Genomic DNA, 22337 nt, shown 5'->3' with positions numbered 1-22337 from the left:
CCTATTTGTAAGCCTTTTTTTCTTCATCTGAAAACGACTTGGAACGCACGATGAAGTTTTTTATGTAGTCTTTGAGTGCTCCGCTTTTACCGAAATTGGCTACGATAAACGCTTTGTCTTCCTTGATGTTTTTCTTGTAACCGACGATTTTCGGGACGCTTTCCTGAACCGAGAGCCGGATCATGCGAATCTCGATATTGTCGGCATCGGCGGCGACCGCGGCATCGATGAGTTTCGCGCCCGCTTTCATGTGCTTGGTCTTTTTCCCGAGCGTGTTCCCGTATTTGGACAACAATGTTTCGGCAGCGCCTTTGTAGGCGACGAGTGCTTTATTCGCGTCCGACTCTTGTACCGAACTCATCTTGGCGTGGAACGCGTTGGCGCTTTCTTCGGTTTTGGCAGCGTCGGGATAAAGTTTCCTCACTTCGGCTATATCGGCAAAAGCAAGAACGAACAAACAAACGATCGAGGCGATGATTTTCATATCAGACTTTTTTATAAGTACTGGAAAGCTTAAGTGCCACCGTATCATTAAAGTACGTCGTATTCTTGACTTTTACAAGACCTTCCTCCGATTGTGAAATATTTAACTCCAACCGCAAATCGGGCGTCACGTCCGGATTGATGAGCGCCATGAACTTGACGTTCGAAAGACTTTGCATAAACAGGCTTTGGCCGATGATTTCCTCGGTCAGTTCCTTGATGATCTGCATCATGCATACGCCGGGCATCACGGGATTTCCGGGGAAGTGTCCCTTAAAGACCTCGTGTTGCGCATTGACTCGGATAGCGACGGCGTGATTGCCATCGGAAACCTCGTCTTTTGAAATTAGGGTGTAAAAATCTTTTAAAAGCATATCGTCGTTTAAAAAAGCTGGATTTAAATCGGTCACAAAAGTACGTTTATTCGTCAAGCAAGCAAACGAACCCGCTTCCGATGCTTTAGAAGTTATACGAAACGCCAACGGAGATCACCTGGTTGAGTCGGATTTCGCTCACGTCATCGTTGTAATCTTCTTCGTACCCGCCCGTGCTGACGTTGCTTCCGAAAATGTCCACAAGGCCTTGCTTGATGCGCGCCTCGACAGACATTCCGAATGGAAGCGTATATCCGATTCCGCCATAAAGTCCAAAATCGAAACCTTCGACACTATCGTGGTTGTCACCGACTTTAAAATCGATGGCAGGGCCCGCCAGAACGTGCAATCCCTGATAGATGAAAATTTTATTGGTGACTGCTATTCCTACGTACTTCGCCTCGACGTCGTATTTTTCGGCGCCCAGATTCGGGTCGAAACTTTCGTAGGCCAAAAGCGTTCCGCCCTGACGCGAATAATTGACTTCGGGCTGGAGGTTGTATCGTTTCGAAAACTTGAATGTGATTCCTGCACCCGCGTAAAAATCGAGGTGGCGGCCGCTTTCCGCATTCGTCAGGCGCGACGTGTTGATTCCGGCGCGCACCATCGGTCGAATTTTCGATTGTGCATTTGCCAGGGAAACTGACGCCAGAGCGAGCAGTAAGAACAATTTTTTCATAGTGTCAAAATGTAAATGTTGCCTGCGGGAATCGCCGGGTTTCAAAATCGAAGCTACAGAAATGCACCTCGATTCCGAATTACGTTATTTGGATGAGGGACGGGAATTGAACGTATAAGAAAGCCCGAGCTGCAGCGCGAGGTTCGAGGTTTGGTCGAATTCTAGAAACGCTGTCGAATCGGTAAAGATATCGTCGTCGATCGTGCTCACGAATCCTTTTTTGACGCGGAATTCCAATTCGAGCCCGTCTACGAGGCGACAGCCAAGACCTAACGTCAAGCCCACATCAGTATAATTGTTGACGCTGACATTGTCGCTGTTGTACACAAGAAAATCAACCGTAGGACCGACCAAAATCGACACGCGATCGACGAACGTGATCTTGTTGATGATGGCGACCGTAAAATACTGTAGCGAAATATCGATGTCTTCCGAAACGGTTTGGCCCCCGCTCTGGTAATCGAAATCGCCCTTCGCTCCTTGTCTTGAATAACCGAATTCAGGCTGCAAGGTGTAATATTTGTTAAACTTTACACCGGTAAATACGCCGGCGTAAAAATCTGGCTTGAAGCCGAGGTCGGTATCGGAAATCTTGGAGAAGTTCACGCCTCCGCGAAGTCCGGGTGTGAATTTAGGTTGGGCATACGCAATCGAGCAGCCCAAGGCGATGATCAGTGTAAGCAGCTTTTTCATGGCTTTTGTGTTTGGTTTTTCGACATTGGCAAATCAAGGCGCGAAATGACGCATCTCGATGTTCAGCTTTATATCGCGATGATGGATTTCGATCGTATCGGCAAATTTATCGTTTGTGCTGACAAATCCTACAGAAACCTTTTCTTTCTTTCGACTTCCTTTTGAAATGGAAATCAGTTTATTGCCAGAAAACGAAATTTGGTAATGGTCGCGACCTTCAACAGCAAAAACCTCTAAATCGCCGGTGTGCCCGTCCAGCTCCGGAATTGCGTACGTCTCCCGAAAAAGCAATCGGAAATCGTCGCGCAACGTATTGACGATGATTTTGCGATCGAGATCGTCGACGATCGCATTCTTCCGGAAACTTTGCTGCCCGATTTCGAAATCGAGCAACGTATTCCCAAAATCGGTCGTCAGCACGACGCGATGAACGGAATCAGAGATCTTTTTGGCAATCAAAATCCCGTTGAGTTCGTGTCCGTAGACCGCAATTTTGGTGCGATAGGTGTAGTCTTGGGATTTATCTGAAAAATACGGATTCACGACCGTTGCCGTTTGAGGGAACGCGCTCGGTTTTGGCCTCGGGGCGCATCCGACAGCAAGCAGAAAACTAATTGCTAAAAGCGGAATCGTCAACTTTTGCATTGAGAATCTTGTTTTTGAAGACGATTTTGGTGTAGTCGGTTTCGGATTCGAGCAGGCGGACCTGTTCGACCGTTCCTTCTTTTTTGTCGAAACTCAACTCGACTTGCTTGATGTATTTTTTGAGTGACGCGTCTTTAGGGACGAAACGCGCGATGTCGAAACCAGCCGATTTGTAATACGAAATGGCGAATTCCTTATCGTCGAACATTTGGCCGGAAACGCTTCCTACGATCAGTTTGTTGATCTTGGAAAACGTCTTGTTCGATTTGGCGTCCATCTGGCTCTTTTTGCCCTCGTCGTTGATGAAGATTTTTCCCGATTTGAACACAATCGAGTAATTGTACGGTTTTTTATACTGCCAGGCCAGGGAATTTGGCTCTTTGAACGCCATTTTTCCGGACGTTTCAACATCTTTCGCCAAAAAATCCATGTGTTTGTATTGGACGAAATCCGTCGTCATCGTTTTGATCGTGGCCGAGGCCGCATTCACTTTCTTCTTGAAATCGGCAATTTCAGATGCTGACATCGCTTGTTGCGCAAAAGTCTGGAATCCGATAAAAAACAGCAGTAAAAAACTAATCTTCTTCATAAGCAGTCAATCCGAGAAGCGCGTCGATCGGAACGATTTTAAAATTTTTCTCGCGCAAAGTTAACAATATCCGTTCCAAAACGTTCACGGTAACCTGAGAAGTGTCGTGCATTAAAATAATCGCACCTGGCTTTATCTGTCGGACAATCCGCTCATAAATAGCGTTTTCATCTTTGCTGAAGCCATCCATCGAACGAATGTTCCAACCGATGACGTCGTGTTTGGTGACCTGGAGCGCCTTTGCGATAGACGGGTTCGTCACGCCATACGGTGGTCGGAAGAATCGCGGTTTCCTGCCGCATACTTTTGAGATTGCTTCATCGGTTTTCGCCAGTTCCGACAGGACTTCTCCGGAGTTCTTCCAATCGAAATCTTTGCCGTGAAGATAACTGTGGTTGGCCACGATATGACCGTTTTGAAACATCTGACGAACGATTTCAGGATGCGCATCAACGTTCTTCCCGATGCAGAAAAACGCCGCCTTTACGCCGAACCTTTCGAGCAATTCCAACACTTTTGGCGTGAATTCGCTTGGCCCGTCATCGAATGTGATTGCAATCTTGTTTTCCTTTTCGGACAGGTTCGAACAATGCGTTTTTACGTGATAATTGCTGCCGATCCAAGCCGACCCGATTACTACGATGGTCATCCAAACCAAAATCGCGAATCCCAAAAACCACCAGCTCAAAGACGCGAAAAGGCTCAAAAGAGCCAGTGTGATTGCCATTGCGGTAAAAGATAGTGTGACGATTTTATGCCGCATCGTATATAATTGCTCGTTATTTCACAACTTTAAACCTTAAACTTTGCACTTAACCCTTAAATCGAAATCAACGTAAAACTATGGTCGATGCCGCGATATTGATTGTACAATAAAATCTTGTGATACGAAGGCTTCTCGACAGCATTGATCTTCAATTGCTGGGGAACTTCCTGATTTTTCAACACGTTCGCCCCAACGTATAATCCAAAGGCTGAAGCGGTGTTGTATTCGCCCGAAACGTGCTTGTAGAAAATTTGAGGCGTAAAGGCAAATTCACGCGCCAATTCCTTGTAATATTCGTCGAATTCCACATCTCCGTCAAAACCAAGGACAACGGCGTCTATGTCGTGTTGCGTCAGATTGTTCGCTTGTAAAAATTCGATCGCTTTGTGTGCGACGGCGTCAACTCCGACTTTATTGATCGTCTCGATGTCGAGCAACTCGGCATATGTCGATTCCGATTTTGTGTCCGACAACATAAAAAACGTTGCGCCTTCGCTGAAAATCGTCGCTTTCGTTTTCGACCCTAAAACATCGTGAGGGCCGGAATCGTCTGGCTTGATGAAACCCGCGAGCTTGAACAGCGACTTTGTGTATTCGGTCATTTCGTCTATCCCGCCGACGAGAACGTTTGAGACTTCATCGGCATCGAATTGCAACTTGGCGTCAACCAAAGCCGATTCGAACGAAACCGCTCCATTCACATACGTAAAATTATATGCCTTGCAGCCCAAGTTGATCGCGATCGTCGAAGCCACGGTGTTGTGTGTCGATTGGATGAACGAGGTCGGCGTCAAAAATTGTTCGTTGTTGTCGATGATCGCCTTGAGAAACTTGTCGGAATCTTCGATGCAGCCCATTCCCGTTCCCGTGATGATGGCGTCGAGGTTTTCGACTCCGGATTCCCTCATCGCCAAAGTAGAGGCGACGATGCCGTTCTTTACGCCTTTGGCCATCCTGCGGGAAGCGATAGGAGAGAAATACTCCTTGTAATCGGGTTTGACGAGCTCGAGGAAATTCGCGTTTTCGTCAATTGTGAATTCCGATGGAAATCCCGCTGTCGTGGCTTGTGCCGAGACACATCCGATGCCGTTGATATAGGTTTTTGCCATCAGTTCTTCGAAAATATTACTGTCGAGCAGTTGCCGCCGAATCCGAACGAATTAGACAGAACGTGGTCGATGTTTTTGTGTTTTAGCTCAGTTTGCGGAACCAAATCGAATTCCGCCATTTTAGTCGTGAAGTTCAGGTTCGGATAAACTACGCCGTTCTGTATCGCCAAAACGGAATAAACCGCTTCGATCGCAGCTGCGGCCGCCAACGTATGTCCCGTAAAAGCTTTCGTAGACGAGAAATCCGGCACGTCTTTTCCTTCATAAACACGGGCTACGGCCCGACCTTCGCTCAAATCGTTGTTTGGAGTCGCCGTCCCGTGCATGTTGATGTAGTCGATTTGCGTCGGATCGAGATTCGCAACCTTGAACGCTTTCTGCATCGCCAAAAACGCGCCTTCCCCATTTTCAGACGAAGCCGTTTGGTGGAAAGCGTCGTTCGCGTTCGCGTAACCCGTGATCCGTGCAAGCACTTTTTTACCTTCCTTTTCCACGATTTTGTCTGATTCCAAAACCAGGAAAGCAGCGGCTTCACCAAGGTTTAAGCCTTTTCTGTCGTTGTCGAAAGGCGTGTTGTATGTGTCGGTCAGGATCATCAGCGTCTTGAATCCGTTGATCGTGAATTTCGCCAATCCGTCGGTTCCGCCAACAATGACGCGGTCGAGTTTACCGGCCTTAATCATTCGCGCGCCAAGCATGATCGCATTGGCAGCCGACGAACAAGCCGTTGAGATTGTCGTGACAAATCCTTCCAAACCGATGATTTCCGCGATTTTTTGGGAAGTGTCGCCTCCGTCATGGGCCGAAATGAATTTTATCGTATCGGGATTCTCGAAATATTCGTAATAATGCTTTTCTGTCGTGTCCATTCCACCAACAGATGTCGAATTTATCAGCCCGGTTTTGTACTCGGACATATTCGAAATCCCCGCATTCGCTACCGCTTGTCTCGCAGCGAAAGCGCCCAGCAAGGCCGTTCTCGTGAAATTATGATCGGCAGCCAATCCAAGTTCGGACGCCAAATCGTCATTCGACTTCTTGATTTCCCCGAACATAATCTCATCCTTGTGGATCGTGTCGATGTTGTCGGTCCTGGAAATTCCTTTGTCCGAATTCGTCAACGCGCGAAAATTCTCGTCCACGTTGTTTCCGATCGCAGAAATAATTCCCATTCCGGTAATCGCAATTCCTCTATTCATCAGCACATTTCCAGACAACGCAGGGCATTATCCAATTATCAAATTGATTAGTTATCTAATTGACAAATTCGCTAATTCGCTAATTCGCTAATTATTTCGTCCGGTTCGCCTCTACATAAGCCGCCATCGTATCGATCGATTGAAATATATTCTTGCCTTCTTTCGGATCCGTGAGCTTGATTCCGTAGTCTTTGTCCAACAAAACGATCAATTCCAGAGCGTCGATCGAATCAAGGCCCAAACCGTCGCCAAAAAGGGCGTCCGTATTCGAAATGTCCGACGGTTGCACGTCTTCAAGGTTCAAAACCGCGATAATCTTCTCTTTCAATTCTTGTTTCAATGCTTCCATGTCAATTCGTATAAAGTGATTCTATATTTTGTTTTGTGTGTGCTTTTTTTCCTTCGGATGAAACCAGGTAAACGAACGCCTTGTAGTCATCCTTAAACAATTCCGTCCAGCCGCAAAGCACATTTGCCGCCTTGCCCGTTTCTATCAGATTTTCAGCATATCCGATGAAAAAATCAGGATTAAACGCGCCAAATATAAAGAAACTATTCTCGGTTTTCAACTGGTGGCGTATGCTAATTTCGCCAAGGCAGATATTGGGCAACGTGTACACAAACACCGCGGGGCTCGGGAAGTAATTGCCCTTGTCGGCAATCGATTCCTGATAGGTGACGTCCGTGTCTAAAGAAGAGGACGAGTTGGCAAACAATAGAGCCGTTTCAGGATTCGGATTGTCCTTCAGTACCAATTCGGATCCCAAAAATGCGAGTTTGCTCAAATTGTCCATCTTGAAAAATTTCGGATACTGAATCCCAAAATGACGCACACTTTCTTTCAAAAAGTCCGACACATTCGCCACAGACGATTCAAAAACGGTTTTCCCGTCAACCGAAATTTTACCGTTTTCGATCGAAGCATATGATTTTATGTAAAGTGTATCCTCCAAATCCCCTCAATTATCTCATTATCTAATTATCTCATCATCTAATTACCTCATTCGCTAATTCGCTAATTATCACTCCCCAAAACTCCCTTCTTTCTCGAAAACGACAGCCGTATTGCATCCGCCAAAACCAGATGCTGTCTTCAAAAAGTACCGCAAAAATCTGTCTTCGTTTTCACGGATGACGTTCACATTTTGGCTTACGCCGATTTCATCGAAACCCGCTGAGGCAATCAGTTTATTCTGCTTCAACGCTTCGATTCCGATCACCGTTTCCAGCAATCCCGAAGCGCCGAGCGTATGCCCGTAGAACCCTTTCAGGCTGTGAAGCGGCTTGTCTTGTAATCCCAACCGGTTGAAGGCGATGGCTTCCATTTCATCGTTGAACGGAGTGGCCGTGCCATGGGCCGAGATGTAATCGATCTTATTCGCCGGGAGATTTGCCTCTTTCAACGCTGATTCCACGCTCAGAACCAAGCCTTCTCCTGTTCGGGAAGGGCCGGAAATGTGATTGGCATCGTTCATCGACCCGTCGCCCAGGATTCTGGCGTTGGCGTGAGACGCATCCGAGGTGACCAAAACGGCAGCCGCGGCTTCACCCAAAGTAACGCCTGTACGATTTTTTGAATACGGCTTACAAGGCGCATCGCTCATCGCCTGGAACGAATTGAATCCCGATAACACAAATTCGGAAACCAAATCGCCGGCCACGACGAATGCTTGGTCGTAAAGACCGGACTGAATCAGGCGTTTTGCGACCGAGATCGCCAAAATACCCGACACGCAGGCGTTCGACACTACAATCGGTTCTGATTTGAAACCGAAAAAATCCGCAACGGTTTGTGCCAGATCATGTAATTGGGCTTTTTGAATGTTCCCGGATTCTAGAGCGGTGATGTTGCCTTTTGTCGTGGAGAGCAAAAATGCGGTTCGCGTGCCAAGATCGGATTTGGATTTTTCGACGATCGGACAAAGCGCCAAAATCATCATCTTTTCGAGTTTCGTATAGCTTCCTGACGACGACTTCTTTGCAAACTCCGCATTCAGTCGCGCATCCTCAACGATAGCCGAAAAATAGGCATTCGGCACCATTTCATTTTCGTGCCGCTTGATTCCCGAAATTCCGCCAATCAGGTTATCGAAGTTTTCCTCTACCGAAAAACCTAAAGGCGTAATGCAATTCATGCCCGATATGTAAACGTCCTTCTTCATCACACCAATCCCATTCGTTGTTTCCATTCGGCCCAAAATGGCGGGTTCGTAAGTTGGAGCTCGCCTTTTTCGTCAAGGAAAACCTGAGTGGTTTCTCCTGTGCAGGCCACGTCTCCGTTCGTGTCGAAAATCGTGAATTTAAAGATGATCTTCGCAGCCGGCGTGTCGTAAAATTCGGTTTTGACGGTCGCCACGTCGCCGTATCGCAACGACAGTTTGTGCTCGCACTGGGACTTTACGATAGGTGTCGAATAGCCGCTTGCCGCGACATCGAGGTAGGAAACGCCGTGACGTCTGCCGAAAGCTTCGCGCCCGTCCTCGAAATATTTGATGTAATGCCCGTGCCACACGATGCCGAGCGGATCGCACTCGTTGAAGCGGACGCGCGTCTCGAATTCCGTGGTAAGTTCCGGGATCAGTTTATACGGTTCTTTTCTTTTTGTCATACAACAAGGCGATAGTGGTCGTGGCTATGAAAAAGGCGAATAACAGCGCAATGTCGGTAGAAATATCGGCAATGGACGCGTTCCGCAAAAAAACATCGTAAAACGCGTTGAGTCCCCAATTCATGGGCGAACACTGGGCGACGATCTGCATGAACTTCGGCATGGCGAAAACCGGAACCCATACGCCTCCGAGCGCCGCTAAAACAATGACGGAAGTTGCCCCGAACGGAGCCGACTGCTCTTGCGTTTTCGCGATCGTTCCCACCAAAATCCCGTAACCGGTCGCGGCTAATCCTGAGAAAAGGGCGACGATCGTCAACATGAAAAGATTGGCGTCTACGTTGAGCGCGGGCAATCCCAAAAGCGGGAAAACCCATATTCCGACGGCGATCATCATATAAAATTGGATCATGCAGATGATCAGGTACGTCAGCGTTTTCCCTCCAATCACAACCGCACTCGAAACCGGATTGGTTCGCAACCTGATGAATGTGCCCTGGCTTTTCTCCTTGACCATATTGATCGAAAGCGGGATTACGATAAAAAACATCGCGAAAAGCGTCCACGCAGGAACGTTGTGCTGAACCGCATTGGGCTTGACTTCTTTGTTTCCGAATGTAGGGTTGATTTCCTTGAACGCTATAAAACTCTCCTGGTCGAACGATTGGGTTTCATCTGTTCCCAACTGTTCGCTGAACGCGTCGTAGATCGACTTGCTCTCGATTTGGGAAATCATTTTGTCGATGTTGTTCATCACGGCGTTCTTGAAACTCATCTGGACGGCCGGATCGAAATACAGCTTTACATCTTTTTGCGTGATTTTTCGGGTCGGCGGTTTGACTTTTATCGAATCTTCCATGCCGAAACTCGTGAGCAGTTTTTCTACGTTTTGGTCGATTTTGATCTGAAGGTCGGAACTCAGATCTTTCGGAAGCACGATCGCGAGTTGATAACGCCCGCTGAACACCGCGTTTTTGGCCGATTCCTCGGTGAGTTTCGATCCGTCCAAATCGGTAATGAGGTCAAACGCCTTGGCCGACTTCATGTTGGCAAAAATCGATTCGGATACGCTGCCCTTGTCGTTGTCGACGATCAAAATCGGAAGCTGGGAATCGCCAGATCGCTCATATGCCGATTGTTGTATCAGCGTAACAGCTATAATCAGAACCAAAGGCATCGCGAACAAAATGATCACGCCCCCGATGTCGCGGCGCAACAACAGCAATTCCTTTTGTATGGACATCCGGAGTTTATGCATCGCGCAACGCTTTTCCGGTTAGCGAAAGGAAGACATCTTCGAGATTGCGCGCATCAGGAGTAGACGAAATCAGTTCTGAAGGCGTTCCCTGTGCGTAAATCACGCCTCGGTCGATAATGGCGATCCTCGTGCAAAAATCCTGGGCTTCGGTCATATGGTGGGACGTGTAAATGATCGTCGTGCCGCGTTGGTTGATTTCCGTCAGGTATTCCATGATCACGTTCTTGGAATGGACGTCGACGCCAACGGTCGGTTCGTCGAGAAACAACACTTTCGGCTCGTGCATGATGCCTGCGATCAGGTTGATGCGGCGTTTCATGCCTCCGGAATAAGTGTCGATCCTCTTTTTTGCGAATTTCGTCAAGCCGAGCCTTTCGAGATTGTAGGCGATCTTATCTTTGAATTCCGAACCTTTGAGTCCGTACATCGACCCGAAATAGTTGAGATTTTCCTTGGCGGATAAGGTCGGGTACAATGCGTATTCCTGAGGGACGACGCCAATGATTTTTTTGAGCTCGTGTTCGTCCGCTTCGTATGTTTTTCCGTCGATCGCGAAGTCTCCCGATGTGGGTTCGAGCAAACCGCAAAGCATCGAAATCAACGTGGTTTTCCCGGCTCCGTTTGGACCAAGCAAGCCGAAGACTTCACCTTTGTATATCTGTAAAGACAAGGGTTTAACCGAAAAATGTTCGGCTCCTTTGTACTTTTTTGCAATGTCGTGTATGTCAATGATGGCGTCCAAATCAGGCGATGGCTTTTTTTAGTTTTTTGAAGAAAGCTTCTTCAAGATCGGCAATTTTTACCATTTCGTCTGCCAACAAATTGTAAACATCTGATTTCGACGAACGATTTTTGTAAACGCGCGAAGCTTCTACGGCAAAATCGCGCCAACGATCGCCGATTTGCGTCATTTCGTGAGACAATTCCTTTAGTTCGGGTTTGTTCAGGATTGCCGACGATTCCTGTAGAAACGCAGCGAATATATAACGGAATCCGCCTCCGCCCGTCCCGATTTCCTCCTGCATCCGGACGATTTGCGCCAAATAATGGTTGGCGACCTTCACACCGTACTTCGCAGGCCATTTCCTGACAAGTTTGGCGACGGTGCGTATCCCTTTGACGCCGACGAACGGCACGGGCGCAAGCATATCGCGGCAAGTTTCCTTGATGCCTTTGATGATCGCTTTCGGCAGATCGGACTGTTTTGGGATCGAGGTCGGAAAGTACATTTGCCCTTTCGGCGCAAACGCTCCCTTGGCAAAACGGACTTTTTCCAAGTCTTTATGAGTCAAGGTCGTGACGCTTTCCATTACAGGATCGGAAACGAGATAATCGGTCTCAGTCTTTCCGTAAACCACGCAATTGTGGGCGTTGAAATGGAAGCGGTATTCGTCCGGAAAATAGGTCAAACCGTAAACGCCCACCTGAAGCCCTGTCGGAATATTGTTTTTGAGGTTTTCGTCAAGTGCTTGCTGAGCCGATTTCGGATTTGAGAATTTAATGCGTTTGACCTTGAATCCCAGTCGTTTCGCGGCTTTGTTGAAAATCGTGCCCGGCATGGGGCGATAGGAAATGGCAGGTGCATGATTGACCTTCAAAAACGGGATGTAGACGAAGAAAAGTCCGGATCCGATCCCAAAAATCATCGGTTCTGAAATCTCAAAACCGTTGTGCTTCAATAAATTGGACGCGACGCCATTCTCACAATGGGCCGCTTGGTGGTGCGTAAATCCTACTTCCATTATTCGGCTTTGAAATTCTTGAGTTGATCGATCCCGATGTCGAACGCATCGGCGTATTTTTGGAGTGTGTTATCTGACAGTTTTGCGAAAATCGACGGCTTGAAGTGGCGTTTGACGCGCCATTTCCAAATACCGACGTAACTCGCCAGGATACCGATGTCCATTTTGGCCGCTTCCATGAAATATAAAATAGGGCTTGCGTTACCGGCCCTTATCTCCGCTTTGGCCGCTTCCATGCGATCGGAAATGTCGTCCATCGCGTTGGCAAGCGCAATCGACTTCGGTTCCCAGCCTTTGCTCAAGGCGGTTGTGTAATTGCCTTGTTCATCTGTGGCGTAAAGCAATTCGCGAACGTTGTTTTTAGAGAGATTCCCTTCGTCCTGAGGCACTTCTTCTTTCTTCATATCAGCTCGATTTCGGATAAATCCTAGCCGCCAAAAGTACCAAAACTAATTTGAACCTTTTTTACGAAATCGAAAATTCAAACCATTTTGTGGTAATTGGTAACCTGCGGCGGGTTTGTGGATGGAACTTGAGATGTGGGAAACGGCTGCATCACGACCGTTTCGGAGTTGTGGCCGTAGACCTAACAGGTATTTCGAATCCTGTTAGGTCTGCGAACGTACGGTTTTTTAGGCACATTTTGCTACAGAAAATCTGTACTTATTCTTAAAGTTCTGACCCGAAAACAGCGCTGCAAATTAGTGTAAGCAACTTGGAGATCAATAAATAGTAGCGCGATTGCGGTTAGCGGCGCCAAATGGAGTTTTACCTGAACAATTTTTTAATGTTGTCCCAAAAGCCATCGCTTTGGTCATTGCGTGGTTGAACCGGCTTTTCCTGGCTTTTGTTGCGGTATTTGTTTTCCTTTTCGATCTCGTTTCGGAATTGGGGCGTATTGACTGAAGCTATGCTTTCGAATTCATCCAAAAATTGAAAATCATATTCGAATTTACGAATGGCTTGTGCTAACTCCGCTTTCGATGGGAGTTCGCTCTTTTCAAAAAAGCGGCCTGGGTCATTGACATCTGGATGTATTTATAGCGTGACGTTCCAACAGCCGTGAAAACTCGTAGTTGTAACCGAAATAGAGCCAAGATTAAACCTGGACGCGAAAACGGCTGATCGTCAATCCTGAGAACCGATGGCGACCGGAACTTGCTGTTGTATGAAAAGATTGATTTCGCCATCCAAAAGCTGAGTTTCGCCAACAAACGTGCGGCAATGCATCGTGCAAAGGCAGTAATCGTCGGTAGCGAAGTTGGAAACCAAAGAAGATTTTGTAACGATCACGTCTCCCGCTTTCGGAAGTTCGAAAATCTTAAGGGTTTTGATAGCGCTGATGAATCCGATGACTTGGGCGTCGGGCTTGTCGGTCAGATCTTCATCTACAAAAAACCCTTTGGCGACGATAGCGGCGCAGTTTTGGGCAGCGTTCTCGACAAGGCCTGCCTCTATAAAAAAGCCGTCCGGATTCACAAAAATATTGTCAGGGAGAATTTTAAATGTCGTTTCAACGGCTCGTTCCTCGAGATGCGTAATCACGTCAACCATTAGGAATGGCGCGCGATGCGGAAGGTATTTCGCAATGTCGATCGCGGTTGTCATCAGGATGCGAGTACGGTTTTCATTTGACCTTTTGCAATTTCGGAACCGTTGACAGATGAAGCGATCTCTACCATAGTGATCCCTCCGAATTCCTGCAATATCGCGACTTTCGTGACGATTTCATCTCCGACTTCAGGCAATTCGGAAATAGTCAGCGAACTCACCGACCCGATATAACCGGTGGGCGCGGCTTCCTGTTTCAGAAAAAATTGATATCCGGTATGAAGCGCCACAGATTGCGCCATGTGTTCGATTAATCCTGATTCGCGAAAGACGCCGTCGACGGTAAAAATATTGTCATCGGAAACCCGAAGTCCTGAGATGAGCTCGCTTTCCGAAAACGAAAACAACGTGTCGACCATTACAAACGGGAACTTCTGCGGAATCAGATCCTGAACGGCCTGGTTGTGCGCCAAAACTTCCATTACACGACCGTTAAGTATGCGTAAGCGAAAGAGAACCGGCCGCTTTCCGGAACCGACAGGAGGATTTTCTGTCCTTTTTGCAACTTCCCGGAATTCATCAATTCCTCAAGCGCAAGATAGATCGAGGCCGATCCTACGTTTCCGACGCGTTGCAGGTTCATGAACCATTTGTCGTCTGACGGGCAAATTCCTTTCTCGGCGAAAACGGTTTTGAGCCCTGCCACGAAATAATGTGAAGAAACGTGAGGAAGGAAATAATCGAGGTCGTCGACCGTAATATTGTGTTTTTTGAGCGTGTCGCCCATGCTCTCGGCACCTTTTTCAAGAATATATTTATCGAGCAACTTGACGTCTTGCTTGATCGAAAATACCGATTGTTTGCCCCATTCGGACGGGTCGTACTCGCTCCAAGGCTTGATCGATCCGTCGTCTTGTTTGTCGCCGCCCGCGTACATGCACGCTTCGAGTTCATGGGCATACGAGTAAGCGTCCATCCATTCGATTCTGAGCGAGAGGTCGCCTTTCGGTTGGTTTTCGAGCAGGAAAGCTCCGGCTCCGTCAGATAACATCCAACGCAAAAAATCTTTTTTGAACGCGATGATCGGCTGTTCTTCAAGACTTTTGAGATTGGTGACTTCCTGTTCGTATTTGTCGGAAAGCATCCAGGTCGAAACCTTTTCGGAACCGGTACAAACCGCGTTTTTCGTGTTTCCGGATTTTACCGAAAGAAAGCCGTATTTGAGCGAATTCATGCCCGCGCAGCAAACACCGGTGGACGAATTGAGCTCAACCGATTGGTTTTTGAGCAATCCGTGGACCATGGCTGCGTGGGACGGCAGAAAATTGTCGGGTGTGGACGTTCCGCAAGACAGCAACTCCATGTCGTTTGCCGAAAAAGTAGCGTCGAAAAGTGAGGCTACGGCATTCCGGGTCATCTCGGCGTTGTTGTGGGTGCTGTTGCCGTCTGTATCCAAAGCATAGTAACGCGTGGTGATCTTGTTATTCCTCAAAATCAGCCTACGTGCCTTCGATGCCGTCTCATTGATCATCCCCAAATAGCTTTCCATGTCGTCATTCTGGATCGCATCATTCGGCAAGAACTTACCGGCTTTGGTAATATATACTTCAAACATAGTTAAGTCTCAACTCTCTGAACCCCTTGAAAATAAAGGGTTTCTCTCTTAATTTTATTGATTTTCAGCGGATACGTTAAAAGGTGCAAGATATACACAATCGGTGATATAACCCAAATCGCGAGGAATAAATAAACATAAAATACTTTGAGCCATGTTTTGCGCCCCGATTTTCGCGATTTGATAAATTTCGACCACTTATTAAAGATTTTATTGCCTGTGCGGTCGACCAACACCAGATACGGACTGATGCGCACGGCATCGTTTTCGACCAATTCCGGCTGCAGGTTTTGCAAATCCCCTGATTCAAGATGTCCTTTGACAAGACGTCCGAATTTAGAGGAATCCAGAATGTCTGCTTCGGAAACGCCAGGAAGCGGAAGAATGCCCCACTTCTTAGCTTTTTTTCCTGAAAACATCCATTCGACTATCGTCAGGACGCTGATGAGATTCCCGACGCGGTCCACCAAGGCGACATTGCCGACGAGATTCGCACCGGCCTCATCCAAAAGCACTTTAACTTTTTCCTGAGCCATGACCCACATATTGCGCGATCCGCTCACGGTTACCACGGGTTTTCCTTTGAGGATCGATTTGCCGTCGTCGCTTTTGAGAAACGAATTCATCGGGATCGAAGGCGACAAATACCAAACTTGATAATGAAACAGGATCAGGTCGTAATTCCTTTCGAGAAACTCAGTGGGAACGGGCTGAAGCGTGATCGGTTCCTGAGCGAACGATTCAGGGAAAACGCCAAAAAACTGGTCGCTGTCCCACGGGAACGGAAACGGCGTCACCGGTTTTACCTCATGGAAATCGACGTGATATCGTTCACTGTCCAGAAACGGCTTGGCGACGTTTTGGGCAATCTCGGCCAACTGTCCTGATTGGGTATAATAAATGACCAGAACGTTTTTCATCCCTGTTTGTTTTCGCGCGCAAATGTAAGTGAATTTTCGCAGAAATCCCCAAGGTTGCTCTTATTTGCAAGAGTGACAAAAAGTTAGGCGACAATCTCTGTCAATTCGAGGAGCGGCATTTACGACTCAATCAGATAAACTTTTAACAAAAAGTACAGTTTTTCTGTCGCGGAAAGTGGTGAAAAAACGTTACGTTCGTAAACATAACAGATTTTCAAAAATCTGTTATGTTTGTGCCAATGCGACCTAGGAAACGGACTTCATCAGTTGCAAACTGTGCCCTAATTCTCCGACTTGTCCCAAAACTGGAAAAAGTTGAACCACTGGAGCGGGTATTTCCGAACCATGGCTTCCACACTTGTCGTATAGGCTTTCAGCAATCCTTTTTCGTCCCGATGTTTGACATCTGCCAAGCGCGTGTAAAGGTGATAGTGCAAATTGGGCTCTTTCATCACATAGACGAATGCAACCGGAACTTTGAGGCGGGACGCGATGAGAAACGGTCCTGCAGGGAAATTGGCCTCTTCTCCAAGCAGTTCTTCGGTAAAGAACTTCGTGCTCGGAAAATAGCGGTCGCCCGTAAAACAAACGAGTTCGTTTCGCGCCAATGCGGCGTTGATCTCAAAAATATGGGAAAGATCTTCGCGGATAATGATGAATCCGATGTTGGATTTGGACGTGACGCTTTCGAGATACTCACGAATCGCGGAATGTTCGAGATCGGTTGTGACGAGATTGATCTGGAAATCGGAATTGACCTCGGCCAAAAAATGCTCTGCAATCTCAAAATTACCGATATGGGCGCTGATCAAAACGCCTCCTTTTTTCTGTTCCAATAGTCCGAAAAGCAACTCGATCCCATCGAATTCGTAAGTGAACTTTTTACGCAGTCCCGCAGAAATGGCGACTTTGTCGATAATCGTTTGCCCGAAGGTAAAATAACTGTTGTAAAGCGCGCGCCTGGTCTTGGATTTCGAATAACCCAATCGGTTGTGGAAATAATACGACATGTCGCGATTGCTCCGCTTTTGGGTAAGGAAGTAATAAGCGGCGACAAAATACAACACAAAATAAGCCGAGCGGACGCCCAGCTTCCTGATCAGGAAAACGAAAATCCTATATCCGAGAACCGTCCCTTTGGACTTGCCTTCCCATTGCGCCATTACGCGTGCTTGGCTATCAGTTTTCGTTCAATAAGATCGTAAAATGTCTGAAATGTCGAGATTCCGACAAAATCAGATTCCACAAGCTTGACGCCGAAGTTGGCTTCGATCGAAACTACCAGATCAACATAATCCAAACTATCGAGCCCCAAAGTGTCTTTTAGGATCGCATCAGGCTGGATATCCTCTACATCTACCTCGAATTCATCAGACATGAACTCGTTCATCTTGTTGATAATCTCTGCTTTATTCATTTTCTTTTCTATACTTTTTCACGACCAAAGCCGAGTTGGTTCCTCCGAATCCGAAAGAATTCGACAAAAATATATTAATTTCCTTATCCAACGCAGTACGCGCGATATTTAATTTGGATGAGTCGTCATCTGGGTTTTCGAGGTTGATGTTGGGCGCCACGAACGAATTGTTCATCATCAGGATGGAGTAGATGACTTCACTTGCCCCTGCCATCCAGCATTCGTGCCCGGTCATGGATTTTGTGGAACTCACCGGCGGTCCGTCAGGTCCGAAAACCTCGAAGATGGCTTTGGCTTCGTTTGCGTCACCGACGGGTGTCGAAGTCGCGTGGGCATTGATATAATCGACTTCGGATGCATCGACGTCTGCCTCTGCCAGTGCTTTTTTCATCGCGATCGACGGGCCGTCTACGTTTGGTGTCGAAATATGGCCGCCGTTCGATGAAAATCCGTATCCGATGACTTCGGCGATTATGTCCGCTCCCCTGGCGATAGCCGATTCGTAACTTTCGAGTATAAGCGTTGCGCCGCCTCCACTTGGCACCAATCCGTCGCGGCTCGAATCGAACGGGCGCGAAGCTTTCGTCGGATCGCCTTCCCGCGGTGAGAAGACGCCAAGTCCGTCGAACGAACTCATTGCATATTTATTGATTTCCTGCGCGCCGCCGCAGATGATAACCTCCTGCATTCCGGATTTGATCAGGTAGTAACCAAGCCCGATCGAATGCGAACCGCTTGCGCAAGCCGCCGAAATGGTCATATTGACGCCTTTCAACTGAAAAATCGTAGCGAGGTTCATCGTCACGGTGGAATTCATCGATTTGAAGATCGCTCCGGATCCGATGAGCGCCGTGTCTTTTTTGTCGCGTATGATATCCGTCGCTTCAATGATGCCTCGGGAAACCGAATCGTTTCCGTAAAGGATGCCCACTTCGCGATCGTGGAAAAACTGCTCGTCGATCTTGGCGTTTTTTAAAGCCTCTATCGTCGCCATATAGGCATATTCGGTTTCTTCGCCTACGCTGATACGCTGGCGCCTGTTCAAGAGTTCCTTGAGATCCGGTTTCGGGACAACGCCCGTCAAAGCCGACCGGAATCCGAATTCCTTGCGTTCATCGTCATAGCGAATGCCTGACTTTCCCTGGCGAAGCGACTCGGTCACCTCATCGAGAGACGTGCCGATGCAGCTCCAGATACCCATTCCGGTAATTACAACTCTCCTTCCCATTATCGCGCTTTCGGTGTAATTTTATGAATAGATGCCTCCATTTATGTTGATGATTTCTCCCGTGATATAGCCTGCTTTTTTGGAAGCGAGGAATCCGACGAGGTCTGCGATTTCTTCAGCTTCCCCAAAACGGTTGGCCGGAATCATTTTGATAAGTTCTTTTTCGTCGAGATCGGCGGTCATATCCGAACGAACAAAACCTGGCGCAACCGCGTTCACGGTAATATTGCGTTTTGCAACTTCCTGGGCCAAGGCTTTTGTGGCTCCGACCAAAGCGCCTTTCGCTGCGGAATAATTCGTTTGTCCCGGCGTTCCTTTCACACCCGAAACCGACACCATGTTGATGATGCGTCCGTATTTGTTGCGCAACATCTTTTGGATGAAAAAGTTGGTGACGTTGTAAAAGCCGTTGAGACTTGTATTGATGACCTTGCTCCAATCTTCATGCGACATCCACATAAACAAACCGTCACGTGTGATGCCGGCATTGTTCACGATGACTTCTACGGTAGCTTCCGGGTTGGCTTCCTGCCATTGGCTGAGCACCGTTTTCGCATCGTCCGAGTCGGAAACGTCGAATTTGAGGAGTTCTGCCGTCCGGCCGAGTTTCTTCACTTCTTCAAGCGTTTCGTCGGCGGCAGCCTGGTTCGACTGATACGTGATCAAAATGTGATATTCGGTCTCGGATGCGAGTTTGAGACAAATCGCGCGACCGATGCCGCGGGAACCACCTGTGACTAAAGCACACTTCATTCCTATATTGTTTTTGTCAGTTGCTGAAATGTTCGACGTTTTCGAACCATTGGTTGCCCAAAACCGATCCGTCGGTCTTGAGGAATCCCCATGTTTTGTCCTTTTTAACCTTGACGAGGCCGTTGACGAATCCCGTCTCTTCTCCTTTAGCCGCAGAAATCAGTGCCGTCAGCCCGCCGATTGGAATGCCGTATTCGGTCGGGATCACAAGTTTGCCGCTCGTGTTGACGAATCCCCATTCTTTTTCTTTTACCGGAGCGAGTCCGTCGGCGCTGAAAACATCGGCATCGTTGTATTTCGCGTCGACGACGAATTTTCCTTTGGCGTCAATGAATCCCCATTGTTTGCCGACGTTTACCGGCGCAAGGCCTTTCGAGAACCCTTTTGCTTTGTCGAATTTGGGCTCGATCACCCATTTCCCCGAGCGGTCGATAAAACCTATTTTATCGTTTTTCTTGGCATATGTGAGGTCGGAATCTCCAAAGTCCCAAATTTTCTGGGCGCCGTCGATCGCCGTGAATTTTCCGTTCGTTACAAGTCCTAAAGCCGAACCTCTTTTGGCCCAAGCCGTCCCTTTGCTGAAATCGCCTATGTCGTCATAGGACGTTTCTACGACCACCTTACCTGACTTTTCTACGATTCCCCAATGCTCGTTGTTCTTTACACGCGCATAATTGCCTTGAAATTCTTTGATGATCTGGTATTTCGGCTCGACGACTACTTTGAGCTGGGCGTTGATGAATCCGACGCGGTCGCCTTTTTTGATCATGGCGATTCCGTCGTTGAAGTCGAAAAGTTTATCGCTGTCAGGAGACTTGACTTCTTCCCCTTTCTTGTTGATGTACGTGATTTTCTTTTCCTTGCCTTGCTTGAGCGTTACGATCGCATAGCCGCTGTTGAAGTCGTTCGCGTCATCGTAGATCGGCTTGATGGCCCATTGCCCTTTTTTGTCGAGATAGCCCCACTTTCCGCCTTCTTCGGCTATAGCCAATCCGTCAGAAAAACTTTTTGCTTTCTTGAATTTAGGCTCGATTGCGATGGTTCCGGTCTTCGAAAGGTATCCGAATTTGCCGTCCTTGCGCACCAATGCTAACTCCTGTGCGTTTGCGATACTAATCGCCAGTACCAATAAAAAATACAGTTTTTTCATATTGCTTGATTTGATGATACTAGCTAAAATACTAATTATTTGTCAAATGTTCCTTCACCTTCTGGACGAACGGATACATCGCCTGGTCTTCGCTGAAAACCGGCACGATGCCTCGGATATCGTCGTAGATTTTGCGGGAAACCGATGAAATCTTGTCTTTCTGTTCCAAAATATCGATCGCCTGTACGATGGAAATCGCCTCAATGGCCAAAACTTCGAACGCGTTCTCGATGACTTTCGCCGTAATGCAGGCCGCGTTGGTCCCCATGCTCACGATATCTTGGTTGTCGTTGTTGTTCGGGATCGAATGGACATACATCGGGTTCGACAGCGTTTGGTTTTCAGCTGTTGTAGAAACCGCGGTAAATTGCGTTCCTTGCATGCCGAAATTAAAACCGAGCTTGCCCATGTTCACGAACGGTGGCAAAATCTCGTTTATTTTGGCGTTCATCAAATAGTTGAGCTGGCGTTCGGCCAACATCGATAACTTCGTGATAACGATTTTAAGCTTGTCCATTTCGAGCGAAATATAGTCGCCATGGAAATTGCCTCCGTGATAGACATGCCTGTTGGCCACGTCTATGATCGGATTGTCGTTGGCGGAATTGATCTCTTTTTCGAGAATGGCCGATACCGAATCGATGGTTTCCTTTATCGGACCCAAAATTTGGGGCACACAACGCAACGAATAATATTCCTGGACTTTTTCCTTGAAAACTTTCTCGGTGTTGTCGCCCGAATACAAATGGTCTTCGCGTTTGCGGACAAGTTTGCTGTCGGAAAGATTCTCGCGCATTTTAGCGGCAATGTCCTGTTGTCCGACATGAAGTTTGGTATTGTTGAGTTCCGCCGACAAATGATCGTCGTAAGCCTGTACCAACTCATTTATTGCGCACGAAAGTTTCACAGCCCAATCAAGCACTTTTTTGGCATTGTAGACATTGACGACTCCGATTCCCGTCATGACCGAGGTTCCGTTCATCAAAGCAAGGCCTTCGCGAAGTTCGACCTTTATGGGTTCCAGGCTTTCGATCGCGAACACTTCCTGTGTCGGTTTTCGTTCGCCTTTGTAAAACACTTCGCCCTCGCCTATCAAGACCAAAGCCAAGTGCGCCAATTGCACCAAATCCCCGGAAGCGCCTACGCCTCCATGCTCGAAAATCAATGGTGTGATGTCGCGGTTGATAAGCTCTTTCATCAACGTGATTACCGATGGATGAACACCCGAATTCCCAAGCGACAACGTATTCAAACGCGCTAGAATCGCCGCCTTGACGAACGTTGGGTTCATCGGTTTTCCCGTGCCTGAGGAATGGCTTCGGATCAGGTTGTATTGCAACTGTATGCGGTCTGCGTCGTCGATGCGGTATTGCGCCATTGGCCCGAATCCCGTATTTACGCCGTAAATCACCTTATTTTCAGAAAACTCCTTTAAAAAATCAAAACTCGCGTTGACCCGTTGCAGCACTTCTTCGCTAATGGCTACTTTGTTGTTGTCGAATACAACGGCTTCAAATTCCGCGAGGCTCAGATATTCATGTATCGTGTTCATTTACAC

Annotated in this window: 27 protein-coding genes; all 27 read right to left on the bottom strand. The window is 47.6% G+C overall.

Annotation, left to right across the window (positions count from 1 at the left end; translation table 11 throughout):
- Position 1: 1 nt before the first annotated feature.
- Entirely contained in the window at positions 2–484 is a 483-nt protein-coding gene (locus HC229_RS06635) for a hypothetical protein (RefSeq protein ID WP_191019684.1), read from the bottom strand.
- A 1-nt stretch (position 485) separates the two neighbouring features.
- Positions 486–857: a 3-hydroxyacyl-ACP dehydratase FabZ family protein gene (locus tag HC229_RS06630; RefSeq protein WP_191019683.1), complete on the bottom strand. Its 372-nt coding sequence runs from the start codon at positions 855–857 to the stop codon at positions 486–488.
- A gap of 85 nt (positions 858–942) precedes the next feature.
- On the bottom strand, positions 943–1536 hold the full coding sequence (locus tag HC229_RS06625; protein WP_191019682.1) for a porin family protein: 594 nt from the start codon (positions 1534–1536) through the stop codon (positions 943–945).
- 84 nt (positions 1537–1620) lie between these two features.
- Positions 1621–2229, bottom strand: coding sequence for a porin family protein (locus HC229_RS06620; RefSeq protein ID WP_191019681.1), 609 nt, complete (start codon positions 2227–2229; stop codon positions 1621–1623).
- Positions 2230–2262: 33 nt separating this feature from the next.
- Positions 2263–2874 (bottom strand): hypothetical protein, encoded by a 612-nt coding sequence (locus HC229_RS06615; RefSeq protein ID WP_191019680.1) that lies wholly within the window; start codon positions 2872–2874, stop codon positions 2263–2265.
- Positions 2840–3463 carry a LolA family protein gene (locus tag HC229_RS06610; RefSeq protein ID WP_191019679.1) on the bottom strand — a complete coding sequence of 208 codons (624 nt, stop codon included), beginning with the start codon at positions 3461–3463 and terminating at the stop codon, positions 2840–2842. The genes HC229_RS06615 and HC229_RS06610 overlap by 35 nt, the downstream gene beginning before the upstream one ends.
- A complete protein-coding gene (locus HC229_RS06605; RefSeq protein WP_223845545.1) occupies positions 3450–4190 on the bottom strand; it encodes a polysaccharide deacetylase family protein in 741 nt (246 codons plus the stop codon). Before HC229_RS06605 ends, HC229_RS06610 begins: the two co-directional genes overlap by 14 nt.
- A gap of 92 nt (positions 4191–4282) precedes the next feature.
- Positions 4283–5338, bottom strand: coding sequence for a beta-ketoacyl synthase N-terminal-like domain-containing protein (locus HC229_RS06600; protein ID WP_191019677.1), 1056 nt, complete (start codon positions 5336–5338; stop codon positions 4283–4285).
- Complete coding sequence (locus HC229_RS06595; protein WP_191019676.1) at positions 5338–6537, bottom strand: beta-ketoacyl-[acyl-carrier-protein] synthase family protein; 1200 nt, start codon at positions 6535–6537, stop codon at positions 5338–5340. Before HC229_RS06595 ends, HC229_RS06600 begins: the two co-directional genes overlap by 1 nt.
- 91 nt (positions 6538–6628) lie before the next feature.
- Positions 6629–6886 (bottom strand): phosphopantetheine-binding protein, encoded by a 258-nt coding sequence (locus HC229_RS06590; RefSeq protein WP_176006219.1) that lies wholly within the window; start codon positions 6884–6886, stop codon positions 6629–6631.
- A gap of 1 nt (position 6887) precedes the next feature.
- A complete protein-coding gene (locus HC229_RS06585; RefSeq protein WP_191019675.1) occupies positions 6888–7490 on the bottom strand; it encodes a 3-oxoacyl-ACP synthase in 603 nt (200 codons plus the stop codon).
- Between the two features lie 69 nt (positions 7491–7559).
- Entirely contained in the window at positions 7560–8699 is a 1140-nt protein-coding gene (locus HC229_RS06580) for a beta-ketoacyl synthase N-terminal-like domain-containing protein (protein ID WP_191019906.1), read from the bottom strand.
- Complete coding sequence (locus tag HC229_RS06575; RefSeq protein ID WP_191019674.1) at positions 8699–9145, bottom strand: acyl-CoA thioesterase; 447 nt, start codon at positions 9143–9145, stop codon at positions 8699–8701. The genes HC229_RS06580 and HC229_RS06575 overlap by 1 nt, the downstream gene beginning before the upstream one ends.
- The gene (locus tag HC229_RS06570; protein WP_191019673.1) at positions 9120–10388 is read right to left on the bottom strand and encodes an ABC transporter permease; all 1269 of its coding nucleotides are present in this window, start codon (positions 10386–10388) and stop codon (positions 9120–9122) included. Before HC229_RS06570 ends, HC229_RS06575 begins: the two co-directional genes overlap by 26 nt.
- 7 nt (positions 10389–10395) lie before the next feature.
- A complete protein-coding gene (locus tag HC229_RS06565; protein ID WP_191019672.1) occupies positions 10396–11145 on the bottom strand; it encodes an ABC transporter ATP-binding protein in 750 nt (249 codons plus the stop codon).
- Between the two features lies 1 nt (position 11146).
- The gene (locus HC229_RS06560) at positions 11147–12145 is read right to left on the bottom strand and encodes a BtrH N-terminal domain-containing protein (RefSeq protein WP_191019671.1); all 999 of its coding nucleotides are present in this window, start codon (positions 12143–12145) and stop codon (positions 11147–11149) included.
- Positions 12145–12549: a hypothetical protein gene (locus HC229_RS06555; protein ID WP_191019670.1), complete on the bottom strand. Its 405-nt coding sequence runs from the start codon at positions 12547–12549 to the stop codon at positions 12145–12147. The genes HC229_RS06560 and HC229_RS06555 overlap by 1 nt, the downstream gene beginning before the upstream one ends.
- 724 nt (positions 12550–13273) lie before the next feature.
- Positions 13274–13753, bottom strand: coding sequence for an ABC transporter permease (locus tag HC229_RS06550; protein WP_191019669.1), 480 nt, complete (start codon positions 13751–13753; stop codon positions 13274–13276).
- Entirely contained in the window at positions 13753–14178 is a 426-nt protein-coding gene (locus HC229_RS06545) for a hypothetical protein (protein WP_191019668.1), read from the bottom strand. Before HC229_RS06545 ends, HC229_RS06550 begins: the two co-directional genes overlap by 1 nt.
- A complete protein-coding gene (locus tag HC229_RS06540; protein ID WP_191019667.1) occupies positions 14178–15311 on the bottom strand; it encodes a beta-ketoacyl-ACP synthase III in 1134 nt (377 codons plus the stop codon). The genes HC229_RS06545 and HC229_RS06540 overlap by 1 nt, the downstream gene beginning before the upstream one ends.
- A gap of 2 nt (positions 15312–15313) precedes the next feature.
- The gene (locus HC229_RS06535) at positions 15314–16231 is read right to left on the bottom strand and encodes a dialkylrecorsinol condensing enzyme DarA (protein ID WP_191019666.1); all 918 of its coding nucleotides are present in this window, start codon (positions 16229–16231) and stop codon (positions 15314–15316) included.
- A 281-nt stretch (positions 16232–16512) separates the two neighbouring features.
- Complete coding sequence (locus tag HC229_RS06530; RefSeq protein WP_191019665.1) at positions 16513–17394, bottom strand: LpxL/LpxP family acyltransferase; 882 nt, start codon at positions 17392–17394, stop codon at positions 16513–16515.
- Positions 17394–17648 carry an acyl carrier protein gene (locus HC229_RS06525; RefSeq protein WP_191019664.1) on the bottom strand — a complete coding sequence of 85 codons (255 nt, stop codon included), beginning with the start codon at positions 17646–17648 and terminating at the stop codon, positions 17394–17396. The genes HC229_RS06530 and HC229_RS06525 overlap by 1 nt, the downstream gene beginning before the upstream one ends.
- Entirely contained in the window at positions 17641–18876 is a 1236-nt protein-coding gene (locus HC229_RS06520; protein ID WP_191019663.1) for a beta-ketoacyl-[acyl-carrier-protein] synthase family protein, read from the bottom strand. Before HC229_RS06520 ends, HC229_RS06525 begins: the two co-directional genes overlap by 8 nt.
- A gap of 21 nt (positions 18877–18897) precedes the next feature.
- Complete coding sequence (gene fabG, locus HC229_RS06515; protein WP_191019662.1) at positions 18898–19629, bottom strand: 3-oxoacyl-ACP reductase FabG; 732 nt, start codon at positions 19627–19629, stop codon at positions 18898–18900.
- Positions 19630–19645: 16 nt separating this feature from the next.
- The gene (locus HC229_RS06510) at positions 19646–20779 is read right to left on the bottom strand and encodes a WG repeat-containing protein (protein WP_191019661.1); all 1134 of its coding nucleotides are present in this window, start codon (positions 20777–20779) and stop codon (positions 19646–19648) included.
- Between the two features lie 31 nt (positions 20780–20810).
- Positions 20811–22331 carry an HAL/PAL/TAL family ammonia-lyase gene (locus tag HC229_RS06505; RefSeq protein ID WP_191019660.1) on the bottom strand — a complete coding sequence of 507 codons (1521 nt, stop codon included), beginning with the start codon at positions 22329–22331 and terminating at the stop codon, positions 20811–20813.
- Positions 22332–22337: the final 6 nt, after the last annotated feature.

The sequence above is a fragment of the Flavobacterium selenitireducens genome, from assembly GCF_014748335.1.
GTDB classification, from domain to species: Bacteria; Bacteroidota; Bacteroidia; order Flavobacteriales; family Flavobacteriaceae; genus Flavobacterium; species Flavobacterium selenitireducens.
The sequence above is the reverse complement of the archived record's forward strand: the minus strand, read 5'-3'. Positions and strand labels throughout refer to the sequence as shown.